The sequence below is a fragment of the Streptomyces sp. NPDC055287 genome (genome assembly GCF_053646035.1).
Genome location: NZ_JBSHNE010000034.1, coordinates 16,654 through 28,822 on the forward strand (window position 1 = coordinate 16,654; position 12,169 = coordinate 28,822).

The 12,169-nt window shown below is 68.4% G+C and carries 4 protein-coding genes and 5 pseudogenes; 2 read left to right on the plus strand and 7 right to left on the minus strand.

Annotation, left to right across the window (positions count from 1 at the left end):
* Positions 1–42 precede the first annotated feature (42 nt).
* Positions 43–4,437 carry an NB-ARC domain-containing protein gene (locus tag ACWIHY_RS32370; protein WP_454379834.1) on the plus strand — a complete coding sequence of 1,465 codons (4,395 nt, stop codon included), beginning with the start codon at positions 43–45 and terminating at the stop codon, positions 4,435–4,437.
* Positions 4,438–4,881: 444 nt separating this feature from the next.
* Here the strand turns inward: ACWIHY_RS32370 and ACWIHY_RS32375 are convergent.
* The 5 genes and pseudogenes from ACWIHY_RS32375 to ACWIHY_RS32395 form a co-directional block, all read right to left on the minus strand.
* Positions 4,882–5,448 (minus strand): annotated as a pseudogene (locus tag ACWIHY_RS32375) (transposase); the annotation flags it as partial.
* Between the two features lie 113 nt (positions 5,449–5,561).
* Positions 5,562–7,031 (minus strand): group II intron reverse transcriptase/maturase, encoded by a 1,470-nt coding sequence (ltrA, locus tag ACWIHY_RS32380; protein ID WP_454379759.1) that lies wholly within the window; start codon positions 7,029–7,031, stop codon positions 5,562–5,564.
* Between the two features lie 595 nt (positions 7,032–7,626).
* Positions 7,627–8,141, minus strand: a pseudogene (locus ACWIHY_RS32385) (winged helix-turn-helix domain-containing protein); the annotation flags it as partial.
* 332 nt (positions 8,142–8,473) lie between these two features.
* Positions 8,474–8,695, minus strand: coding sequence for a hypothetical protein (locus ACWIHY_RS32390; protein WP_454379761.1), 222 nt, complete (start codon positions 8,693–8,695; stop codon positions 8,474–8,476).
* A gap of 440 nt (positions 8,696–9,135) precedes the next feature.
* Positions 9,136–10,364, minus strand: a pseudogene (locus ACWIHY_RS32395) (IS701 family transposase).
* Positions 10,365–10,716: 352 nt separating this feature from the next.
* Here ACWIHY_RS32395 and ACWIHY_RS32400 point away from each other — a divergent pair.
* Positions 10,717–11,055 (plus strand): annotated as a pseudogene (locus ACWIHY_RS32400) (transposase); the annotation flags it as partial.
* Here the strand turns inward: ACWIHY_RS32400 and ACWIHY_RS32405 are convergent.
* Positions 10,986–11,507: pseudogene (locus ACWIHY_RS32405) on the minus strand (Fic family protein); the annotation flags it as partial. The pseudogenes ACWIHY_RS32400 and ACWIHY_RS32405 overlap by 70 nt on opposite strands.
* Positions 11,446–12,144, minus strand: coding sequence for a hypothetical protein (locus ACWIHY_RS32410; protein WP_454379762.1), 699 nt, complete (start codon positions 12,142–12,144; stop codon positions 11,446–11,448). The pseudogene ACWIHY_RS32405 and the gene ACWIHY_RS32410, both read right to left, overlap by 62 nt.
* Positions 12,145–12,169: the final 25 nt, after the last annotated feature.

Below are 12,169 nucleotides of genomic sequence, written 5' to 3' on the forward strand. Positions count from 1 at the left end.
GTGACCACCACACACGGGCAGGTGCCCGGCTTTCTCGGCCGGGTGCTCAATCCTGACGGTGGGTCCGAGGGCACGTGCTTCCAGGTCGCGCCAGCGGTGTTCGTGACCGCCTCGCACGTACTGAAGAACCTGGGCGCCGACGAGGTCGGCGCGTCCGTGTCGCTCGATCACCTCGCCCTCGGCGGAGGTCCGCCCGTCCAGAGCAAGGTGGTGCGGCTCGACCTGTCGCATGACCTCGCGGTGCTGCGCGCGGACCACTCGTTCGAGGACTCCGTGCCCGGCGTGGCCCCTACGGACAGCGGCGTGCTGAAGACGGAGCGCGTCGTCCTCACGGGCGTGGCCATGGTGGAGGACCCAGACTACGAGTACCGCTACCTGGACGCGCCAGGATTCTGGGCCGGTGGCACGCTGCGAAATGGCATACGGCTGGGCCTGCTCGAGACGAAATGGGTGAAACCCGGAATGAGCGGGGCTCCGGTCCGGCGCCTAACGGACGGCGTCGTCGTCGGCGTCGTGTCGGCTCGCTACAACAGCGAAGATGGCTGGATGCGGGACTCCGTTTTGGTGGTGCGGACGGAGCACTTGGCACCTCTGTTGAAGGGGATCGCGGACGTCACTGTGGCGGCTCGCGCCAGCAGCCGCGTACCGATCCTTCCGCGCAATTTCGTTCCGCGGAGCGAGGATGTGACGTCGCTCGTCGACATGTTGCTGTCAGTGAGCGACGAGCCGGTGGTCGTGCACGGCATGCCTGGCATCGGGAAGACCGTTCTCGCCGCCGCAGTGGCACGCGACCAGCGGGTGCGGGAATCCTTCCCCGACGGTGTCCTGTGGGTGACGCTCGGTCGTGAGCGCGACATCACACGCAGCCAGGCAGCCCTCGCGGGGGAGCTCGGCGACGGTGACCGCGCGTTCGCCGAGCCGGAGCAGGGAACGGCGAGACTGAGGACGCTGCTGGAGGCCAGGAGCTGTCTGCTGGTGGTCGATGATGTCTGGTCCGAGCGGGATCTCGATGCGTTTGACGTGCTCGGCCCGCACGGTCGGAGGATGGTCACCACGCGTGATGCCAGAGCCGGTGGGGTCGCCGCGGTCGGCCACCTGGTAAGCGCCCTGCCCGAGGATCTCGCCTTGGAGTTGCTGACGAAATGGGCTGGTCAGGACGTAGACCAGGAGCGTTCCGGAGAGATCATCCGCGCTTGCGGAGGTCTGCCGCTGGCGTTGTCCATGATCGGGGCGATGGTGCGTGGCCGGCGCGACGGGTGGGACAACGTGCTCGCCAAGCTCCGTGCGGCTGACCTGGGCAGGATCCACCAGTACATCCGGGGCTACCCGCACGAAAGCCTCTTGATAGCACTTCAGGTCAGTGTGGACGCACTCCCCGACCCGGGAGTCGCCTCTCGCTACCTCGATTTCGCGCTGATTCCCGAGGACGTCGCTGTCCCCGAGGCAGTGCTGGTGATGCTGTGGGCGGCGGAGGGTCTTCGGCCGGACCTGGCGCAGGACGACATCAATCTGCTGGTGGACCGGTCACTCGTCCAGCGCGACGCAGACGGTCGGCTGTCCTTGCACGACCTTCTCTTCGACTACGTGCGCGCCGTACGGTCCGAGGCCGGTGACGCGCAAGCCCGTCATCGAAGCCTGCTCGCCGCCTACCGCGCCCAGTGCCCGCACGACTGGCCGAGCGGACCGGACGACGGCTACTTTTTCGAGCACCTCTCCCGCCATCTCGTCGAGGCGGGGCAGGCCGAGGAACTGCACCGGCTGATCGGCCTCACCGCCGCTGACGGCCGCAATGCCTGGTACGAGGCCAAGCGCGACCTCGGTGACGTCGCGGGCTTCCTCTCCGACGTCAACACGGCATGGCAGCTGGCCCAGTCGGCCTACGACTCCGCCGACACCGGCCGAGCGGCGGAGAGCATCGCGCTGCAGATCAGATATGCGCTGATCACGGGATCCCTGAACAGTCTCGCCCGCAACAATCCGCCCGAACTGCTCGCCGCCGTCCTCGCACAGGACGTACGGGGTGCCCGAGAGGTGCTCACCTACGCAGCCCGCGTACCCGACCCGGCACAGCGGTGCGCCGCGCTCGCCGCGCTCGCACCCCACCTGCCGGACGGGCTCATCCACGAGGCACTGGCGGCCGCGGAGGCGACCCCGGAGTCGAATGGGGAAGGCGACGTCCGCGCCACCGCGATCGGGCGGCTGGCCGCCCGGCTGACTGAGTTTGGTCACGTCGAGGAAGGCCGGGCGGCCGTCGAGCGCCTCAAGAATCCGGCGCTCCGCGCGACGGCCCTGGCGATGACGGCTGCCCACAGGCCCGAGGCGGCCGCGGAGGCCATCCGGGCCGCCGCTCAACTCAAGGCCGGCCGCCCCCGGGGGCAGGCGCAGGCTCGGGTCGCGGAGGTTCTCGCCGACCGCGGACTGCCGGACTTGGCGGTAGACGCGGCGCAGCGGATCGGCGACACCGAGGCGCGCTGGCGCGCGCTCGGGCGGATCGCGCCGCACCTGCCGCAGTCGCTGCGGGAGGCCGCCGTGACGCACGCGTTCCAAACTAGCGGACCGGCCAAGCGAATTCGAACCCTGCTCCCGTTTCTCCCCTGGTTGACCGACTCTCAGGTGCGGAAGGTACTGGAGGGCGTCACAGGGCTGGGCAACAGGGCCGAAGTGGGTGCGGCGTGCGCGGTGATCGCCGGACATTTGCCCGAGCCGCTGGCGACCAAGACCCTCGATCGCGCCCTGGAACAGGTGCTCAAGGCGGGAGCGTCGCCGCGTCGTGGAGAAGCCATGGTGACGGTGGCCGCGCACCTGCCCGCGCCGCTCGTTCGAACGGCCCTCGTACGTGTCAAGCGCCAGAAGGCATACCAGGCTCAGGCCCTCTCCGCGCTCGGCGCGCGTCTGGCCGAGCTCGGCCTCCCGGAGGAGGCTCTCGATCTCGCGCGGTCGACGGCCGACGGTGACAGCCGAGCCCGGATCCTGGCAGCGATCGCGCCACATCTGTCGGCAGCGGCGCTCACCCAGGCACTCGCCCTGACGGGTGTCATAGGGGACGCGACCGCGCGAGGCCATGCGGTAAGCCGGCTGACCCCGCATCTGCCCACGGACGATTGTGTCGAAGTCGCGGAGGAGGTAGCTCAGGACGTCACGGGCACGGACCGGGTGGCGATGGCGCTGGCGATCGCTCGCCGACTCCCTGACACTGACAGAAGCCGACTCCTCGACGAGGCCCTGCACACGGCCAAGACGATTCAGGATGACCAGGAACGCGCATCCGCGCTTGTGCGGATCGCGCCTGATCGCCCGAATGAAGTGCTTGCCGCGGTGGCCGAGGACACTGGCCATGCGATGCGGCCGTGGTACGCGACACTGCTGGGAGCCCTCGCCGACGCCGGCTGGGCAGACGAGGCCGTGGCCGCGGTACGCACGTTGGGACCGCAGGACCCCGGGTGGGGCAATGGCGAGCCCTGGAATTCTGCGGACGACGGTACAGGGGACGAGGTCCCCGAATGGTTCTCGGACTTCCGCCGGGCGCATCTGGATTTCGCTCGCGCGCACAGGGAGATGGAGGAGCAGAGCGTCACGCTGCTCAAGGCAGCCCTGTTCGGCCACCTGCTGGCCTACCTCTCGGGCGACGTGCGCGACGCCGTGGCAAGAGAAGCGCTCCAGTTTCTCGACACCGATTGGAGCGGCTCCAACTGGTTCAGCGACAGTGGCGACATCGAGGACATGGCATTCGCCGCCATTGCGCGCAACCTGCCGCGGGATCTGACGGACCGGGCGGCGAGCTTGCTCACCACGAGGGCGGAGTGTCGTGGCCTTCCGTTCCCGGAGACCGCCATCGCGCTCGCACTGCGTGAGCATGGCGCCGCACAGCATCCCGACGTGGAGCACGCCCTGGACGCGGGGCTCGGCATGCGTCACAGCGACGTGGACGGGCGAAAGGCCGACGACCGGTCGTACGCCGTTGAGCACCTGACGGTGGCGCTGCCCCGCATCGTCCGGGATCTGCCGTTGCACGCGATCGAGCGCCTGCTCGAGCGAACCGCCGAGGCACGTACGTCGACCGAGTCCGTGCCGGGCGAGTGGGTGTGGCCAACACGAGGATCGGCAGCAGAGCAGCGGGTGCTCTCCCCCTTGGCCGTCCGGCTCGCCGAGCTAGGCGAGACCGCCCGGGCGGTGGATTTCGCGTGTGCCCTGTGGGAACCGGAGTACCGTCGTCAGGCAATGGAGGGACTCGCCGCCCTGCTGCCCAGGGCCGCACTGCTCAGCATCTGGACCGGCCAACCGGGCGGCTCGCTGATCCGCGAGTTGTCGAAGCAGGCCCGCGACGATCTGCTCAGCGACCTCGCCGGGCTTACCCCAGCCATCGTGGCGCTGGGCGGCGAGGGCGTCGCAACCGCCGAGCTGGCCGCGATCCGCAACGTCAGCCGCTGGTGGCCGTAAGCGCGCGTCGAGGCAGGCATCACGCTCGCTGGCCCAGCCCTGTCGGCTCCTGCTGCCCTAGCGGCCGCGCCGGGCACCGTCCGCAGTGGTGGACCAGCCCCTTGCTGGCGTGCGTGCGGTCCACCAGTTCAGGGGGCGCCTCGGGTGAGGTTCGCGAAAGTGTGCAGGTGTGGAAGCCGAGGCCCAGGGCGCCTGGCACAGGTCGCGGGCCCTCAGGGGCTGCCCGGCATCGGCGAAGACGGCAAGGATGTGCTGGTAGGCGGGATTGTCGGGCTGCTGCGCGGGCGGCGTGGCCAGCGCGAGGACGGTCTTCCGGATGGTACGCAGATTCCCGAGTTCCTGCTCCGTCTCCCACAGTTGAGCGGCAGAGGCCGAAGGGGTACGAGTCCTGGGGCCAACCATCGTCCGGCGCTGACGTGGCCCCTGACATTTCGTCAGGGGCCACTACTGAGGTTGTGGGCGTGGTGTCGTCCATGTGAGGCCGGTCGCGGTGAGGCATCCGTCTATGACGTCGCTGCGGTACTGGATCTGTCGGAGGCCGTGTCGTAGCCGGCGGATGAGGTGGTCGGGGTCAGTGAAGGTGGTATTGGCCTGGCTGGTCCGGCGGAGGATTGACCAGATGCCTTCGACGGGGTTGAGGTCGGGTGTGTAGGGCGGCAGGTGGTAGGCGGTGATCCAGTCGTGTGCGCCGATGAAGGCCCGCATGCGGGCGTCTTTGTGGACGTTCAAGTTGTCCCAGATGAGGACGATCGGCCCGCCGAGCTGCTGGTGGGCGGCGATGAGAAGGTCGCTGTACTCAGTCCAGGCGAAGCTCTTGCGGCCGCCGCTCTTGTGATCGGTATGCCGTTTGAGCCGGTAGACCAGGCGGGAGCGTTCTCCGGGTTTGTAGCAGCACAGGGCCGCGATGGAGAAGCGGCGTTGGGAACGGCCGCGGACCCGGATGACTGGAGTGGTTCCGCGTTTGGCCCAGGTGCGTGAGGTCGGCGGCGTCATCGAGAATCCGGCTTCGTCGCTGAGTAGGCCCGGGGCGCGGTGCCGAGATTGCTCCCGGCCCGTTTCCCCGGACCTCTCGCCGAACCCGCCGTGCGCCTCTCGACGCAACGGGCTCTCCACGGTCTCTGCCGTCAGGTGGTTGCAGTGGCCCAGGGGCTGGGAATCGTGTTGCCGCGGTAGCGATACCGGGTGACCGGGATCGCGCTGATCTTCCGCAACTCGATCTCGCCCGCGCTGATCGGCAGCCATCGCCCGGTGGGGGTGGTGAGCCGTCTGCGGACGTCCGACCAGTTCCAGTGATGCCGCTCTTGCAGCAGCCGGATCATTCGCCACCAGACGAGGTTGTCCAGATTGCTGAAGGTGCGCTTCGCAACGGCATGCCTGAAGTAGTTGGCCCATCCGTGGGTGACCCTGTTCAGATTGATCAGCACCACGGCCAGGTCCTGCTGCGACGTTCTGTGGGTGAGGGTACGGATCTTCGCCTTCACCGACCGGACGGGCCGGTCGGCGATGAAGGTGTAGACGTACCACTTGTCCGTTCCGCGCTTGCGGCGCCACTGGATGTGGAACCCCAGGAAGTCGAACCCCTCGCTCAGGTGCACCAGTTGGGTCTTGGCTTCCGAGAGCCGCAACCCCATCGGTGCGAGGACCTGGGCGATCTCCTCGCGCAGTGCCTCGGTGTCCTGCCTGGTCCCTTTGACCAGGACGACGAAGTCGTCCGCGTAGCGGACCAGCCGCCACGAGGGCAGGCCCTTGGCACTCCGCCGTTCGCGCCGAGTGCTGGTGGACAGTTCCCCGTCCGGTTCCCATGCCCGGTGCAGGTGCTCATCGAGCACCGACAGGGCGATGTTCGCCAGGAGAGGGGAGATGATGCCCCCTTGCGGCGTGCCGGTGAAGGTCTCCTGCTGTTCCCCGAGTTCCGTCAGGAGACCAGCCTTCAGGAACGCCTTCACCAGCGCCAGTACCCGCTTGTCCTTGACCCTCATCCGGACACGGTCCATCAGCGCGACGTGGTCGATCTCGTCGAAGCACGCCGCGATGTCCGCGTCCAGCACCCACCGATAGCCGTGGGTGCCATAGAAGTGGATCTCGGCAATCGCGTCCTGAGCCCGCCGCTTGGGCCGGAACCCGTAGGAGACCGGCTTGAAGTCGGCCTCGAAGATCGGCTCCAGCACCAGCTTCAGCGCGGCCTGGACGACCCGGTCGGCGATCACGGGAATCCCCAGCCGCCGAACCTTCCCCGACCCGCCCGGTTTGGGAATCTTGCGTTCCCGCACCGGTAGCGGCCGGAACGAGCCCTGCCTGAGCTGGGCCCGTAGGTCGTCCAAGAATCCGGCGACCCCGAATCGCTCCTCAACGTCGGCGGCCGTCAGGCCGTCCACGCCGGGAGTGCGGGCTCCCCGGTTGCCGGCGACCCGGTCGAACGCCGCGATCAGCGTCGCCGGGTCGTGCACGAGGTTGAATAGATCATCGAACCGGCGGCCGGGATCGGCCGCCGCCCAACGGTGAAGCTTGGCCTGCATCTCCGATACCCGCTGGCGTGGACCCACCAGGTCCGCCTCCAGCAGAGCGCCGCTGTTCAGCGGTGCGTCTTTCGGCATTGCAGTCTCCATCCCTTCTCGATACCGCTGCCGCCCTTCCCCATGTGCGCGGGCTCTCCCCGGCTCGGAGTACTACGGCGGCTCCGCCCCACCCGGACCGTTCGGCGGTCGATGCGCCTATCCCCAACCGGGCACTGGCCGTGCACGACAGGGGAGTTGAGAACAGGTGGTTCCCGTGTTCACTGCGATTCGCTCGTTGGAGTAGGAGCCCGACTGTGTCCCTGCGGCATCGCCACGAGTACGCCGTAGACCTTCCTCGTGGCCTCCCGAACGGCTTCGAAATACCGGTCAAGGAGTTCCTCACTGCCACCAGGCAGCGAGTGCGCACCGCTTCCGGCCCAGATCCGCCAGGTTCGAGCCGGTGTAGTCGTTAAGAGACGTAAAGACGCCGGTTCCTCGCGTACTCCTCTCCATCCCGCTCGCCGGACCCGCACCATCTGGCAGTACTGGCACGTCCCGGCTTCGTCAGGGCCGCTCCCGCCCTCCCCGGCATCACCCCGGATCAGGCTGCCCTCAGCCCCACCTCCCTGCTACGACAGGTCAGCGGTGAAGGTCTCTCACCTCCACACGAATCACAGCGCCTCACGGCGCAACTCGAAGACGAGCCAGGCCCCGAGCGCCGCCGCGGTCGTTCCACGTGTGGCCACACGTCCTTCACCCAGCCGGCCACCGCCGCCTCGTCGCGCTCGACGGCCCGGCGGGCCGGAACCTGGTGGCTCCAGCCACGGCGTCGCAGCATCTGGGAGATGCCCGACAACGTCATGCTCTTGTAAAACCGTCGGCCGATCAGCGTCTTGATCCTGGCCAGCGTCCACCGTTGGTCCGGCCAGCCATGAGCGACCGGGCCTTTGGCCAACTCCGCCTCGAGCACGGCGAACAGCGCATCGCTCAGCTTCGGCCGGGACGCCGGACCACGGGAACGAACCGCGTCCTGACCGGCCTCCCGCCAGGCCCGCCGCCACCGCTGAACCGACCGGACGCTGACCCGTAACTCCTTCGCGATCTCGGTACTGCCCCGCCCCTCGGCGAACATCCCTACCGCTGCCATCCGACCCGCTCACGGAATGCTTGCCTCTCCGCGGTCAGACCCCCACCCTGCGGATACCTCATACCTCCGGCATACCGCGACGATCACCAACCGTCAGCCCCCTACGACAACCCGCCTTCAAGGTCAGTAATCGCTCTGCGGGCCCGACCTGCCCGACCGACCCCTGACACGGCGACGCCTCTTCCCCACGGCTATCGCGTGGGGAAGAGGCGTCGCCGTCGGGCGGCTTGCCCTCTGGGGCCGACCTGGCAAAACGGCCTGTGTCCGATTTTTAGGGGGGGACCTCTGGCAGTAGTCCGGGTCCCCTGCTGAAACGTCATACCGCTGCGCAGCATGCCGCCCCGCCAGTGGCTGTCTGGCGGGGCGGTAGAGGCGGCGAGTCGGGAACCGTTGGTCAGTCCTTGGTGATGGCCATACCGAGGAAGATCCCGGCCAGCAGGGCAATACTGCCCGTGGCCATTACCGCCCATGTCCCACTCTGTGTAGCGGCAAAAGTCGACGTCATGCCCGCCTGCGTCGCGGCCTGCGTGGCCTGGGCCCCCGCCATAGCTGCCTCCTGCACAGCTAGACCTGTCTCCAGCTTCTGGACCTTGCTCTCCAGCTCTGACGTCTCCATCGAGTGATTCCTCTCGGTCATGGGCCGGTGGTCTCCGGCGCTCCATGCCCATCCGTTCCTCACCAGAACGGCGCGAGCGCCCTGACGGTGAAGGAAGCACCCATTTGCCGACCAGAGCACACGACGCGCGGCACCTCTGGCCGACCTGAAGCAGCGCCTCGGCCAGGACCGCAGCAGCGCGGATGCTACTCCGAAGCCACCGTGCTGCTCGATGACGTAGCAGATCACGACAGGGGCCTGCTCCAGGCCGCCGCTGTACTAGTACTCCAGCCGTACTTCGGTATTTGGGCTGGTCAGCGGTCTGACGGCGGAGAGTTTAGCCGGGGCGTCGCAGGCGGTTGAGGGCTTTCGCCATCTGGTGCCGGCGAACAGGTAGCCGCGCCGCGCGTAGTGGCAGGTCCGGGCACGGGCCTGGTGGCGTCGCCTCCACCGTGACCAGTTCACAGCGTGATCGCAGTGGTCCCGGGGTGGAGGGCCAGTTGCCAGGAGACGGCGGATCTCGGCCGGTGTGAGGTCCACGAGGTCGGGTGTGTCATCGTCCCGGCCCCCTTTTCACGTTCCAGAGCGGCCATGGCGGCGAGGAAGGCGTGGGCGAGCATGGCGAGAGTGATGTGCCGGTACCAACTGGTGTGGCGGCGGACCTCGTACTCGTCGAGGCCGCATTCGTTCTTGGCGCTCTGGAAGCACTCCTCGATCCTCCAGCGGCATCCGGCGATCCGGGCAAGGTCGGTGAGGGTGGCATCGAGCGGGGCGCTGGCCAGGAAGTATGCGATCTCGTCGGGGTTGGAGATGCTGCGGCGGGCGAGCATCCACCGTCGCCGGGTGGGCTCGTCGCCGTCACGTTCCCAGACGACGGGCAGGAGGGCGCCTGCCCAGTCGTAGACACGTTCGCCTTTCGCTCCGGGGCCGGCGGACAGGCGTTGCCAGGCTTCCGGCGGTGTTTCCCGGCGGAAGCGGTCCTCGATGCGAGGTCCGTGGACCTGTTGAGACTTGGGCACCGCCACGACGTAGTGGAGTTGGAGATCTTCGATAAAGCGGCGGAAGCGGCCGTCCTGTCCGTAGGCGGCGTCTGCGGTGACCCAGCTGAAGCGGAGCGGGGAGTCGTGGGCCCGGCGGATCATGTCGCGGGCGAGGTCTCCCTTGGTGGCGAAGACGCGATGCTCCGGAACGTGGGCGGCCCGGCAGCGGTCCCGGTCGTCGGTCCAGGACTTGGGCAGGTAGAGCTCGCGGTCGACCAGCGCGTGCCCCCGGCCGGTGGTGTAGGCGGCGAACACGCCGATCTGGCAGTTCTCGGTGCGGCCTGCGGTGCCGGAATATTGGCGCTGCACGCCTGCGGAGTCTCGCCCTTCTTGACGAAACCGGTGTCGTCGAGGATCAACACTCCATCGTCCGGACCGAGTTGGTCGGCCACGTACTGCTGGAGGTCGTCACGGACGGAGTCGGCGTTCCAGCGGCTCCTGGCCAGGAGATGCTGTAGTCCGTCCGGCGTCGCGTGACCTGCGTATTCGGCCAGCTGCCAGCCGTTCTTGCGGCCCACCGGGCCGAGCAGGCCACGCACGTAGTCCCGCATCCGCCGCCGGGGCTCGACGCGGGCGAAGCGGGCGCTGACCCGCAAGAAGAGTTCTTCGAGTTCCCGATCCCATACGCCTGCCGGAGCCTCATCGATCACGCTGAAGAACTACTCAGACACGCCCACAGACATGCGGCAAGGCCCTCCTTCGAAGGAAATGCCGGCGAAAGCCCTCGCCCGCCTGTGACGCCCCGGCTAAACTCCCCGCCGTTCAGACCGCTGACCAGCCCAAATACCGAAGTACGGCTGGAGTACTAGTACTCCAGCAGTACTTTGTGGCTTGACCTGGGGGAACGTCGAGCGGTGGGAGTATAGCGGGCGGGTTTGCCGTCACGGACGACTTCTGCCCGCCTGCCCCTCGAAGGAGTGCCCACGACGGCAAGGTCGTCCCGGGCCGGGGAAGCCTCGGGGCGTGATCACTACACAGACAGGCGAGCGCTGGGACCGCGACCTGGACGACCTCCTCACCACCATCGGTCACCACTTCGGGCGCGTCGAACCACGCCGCCGCATGCGGGACTACGTGCGCGCACTGCTCGGCCCGGTGGCCCGAAAGAACAGCTGGCAACTTGCCGAACACGCCGGCCATGCCGCCCCTGACGCCTTGCAGCACCTGCTCTCCCGAGCCCGCTGGAACCCCGACGGCATCCGCGATGACCTGCAGGCCTACGAAGGGCCGACCTCCGGAAGGATGATGTCCTCGCGGGCCAAGACGTGGACCAAGGTCAGCAGGGCCGCGCGGGCATTGCCGTCGGTGAAAGGATGGAAGAACGCCACGTCGAGGTACACGCGGGCCGCGCGGGCTGCCAGCGGGACCTCCCCGTCGGTCGCCTCTCGCATGCAGGCTACGAGGTCAGCCTGGGTCCGCGAAGTCAGGCTGTAGCGCTCGCGGCCGGCCTTCGCATAGGCGTCTGCCGCACGGAACGGCGCCTCCGCCCCGCCGAGGACCTCGCGCTGCCAACCGGCCAGCAGGGCAAAGTCCAGCGGGGCGCGGCGGGCGGCATCGGCGCAGGCCAGGGAGTGGGCGAAGAGAAGGCGCTCGGCGCGGACGGGGTCGCGCTGGCGGACCAATCCTTCACACCACGCCCGGAAGCCGTCCCTCGCAGTCAGCCCCCGCCGAAAGGCGGGTGCTTGGTGCCAGTCGGTCTCGCGGCGCACGCGCAGCCAGGTCGAAAGGCTGTCAGTAGCGGTCATGGAGATCCTCCAGAGCCACCCGCTCACGGTGGTCCCGGTAGTGGGCATGGCCGGTGAGGCCGACGGCGAGGTCCTCACCAACAGATTCGATCAGCGTCCGTCCAGGGGTGACCCAGCTCTTGAACCGGCCGCCGATCGCGCTCTCCACCGCCTCTTCGGCCTCGGCCTGGCCCATGCCGGTGGTGGTGAGGAACCAGCGCAGGACCCGCGCAGCCTGCCCGTGCCAGCCGCCCTCGGCGCCTGAGTCCAGCGCGTGCGTCACGAGCCGGACGCAGGCCCGCTCCAGATGCCAGCTGCGATCCTCGGGAGAGGCTTCCGGCGGCGGCGCCAGCTCCGCAAAGCGCTGAGCCATCCGCTCCAACCACTCCCGCCACTCCAACAGCGCGGCCACGACGCGGGCCGCGGTCTCATCAGGGGTGGTCACCGAGCTTGCGCCGGTGACCCAGCTGCCGATAGGCCCGCCGTACCGGTAACACCAGTTCCATCCCTGCGCCCAGTTCCCGTACCGCTCCCGGATGATCGCGTCCACCTGGCTTGCACACCAGTACTCGCCCTCCCAGTGGCCCCTCATACCGGAGAGCACGGGTGGCACCCACTCGCGCACCAACACACAAAGACGGGCTTCCTCGTCCTCGTCCCAGGTGAACGGGTGACGGGCCGGGTCGAGACCCTCCCAGTGGTGCATGCCCGGATCAGGGGCTCGGGGCACG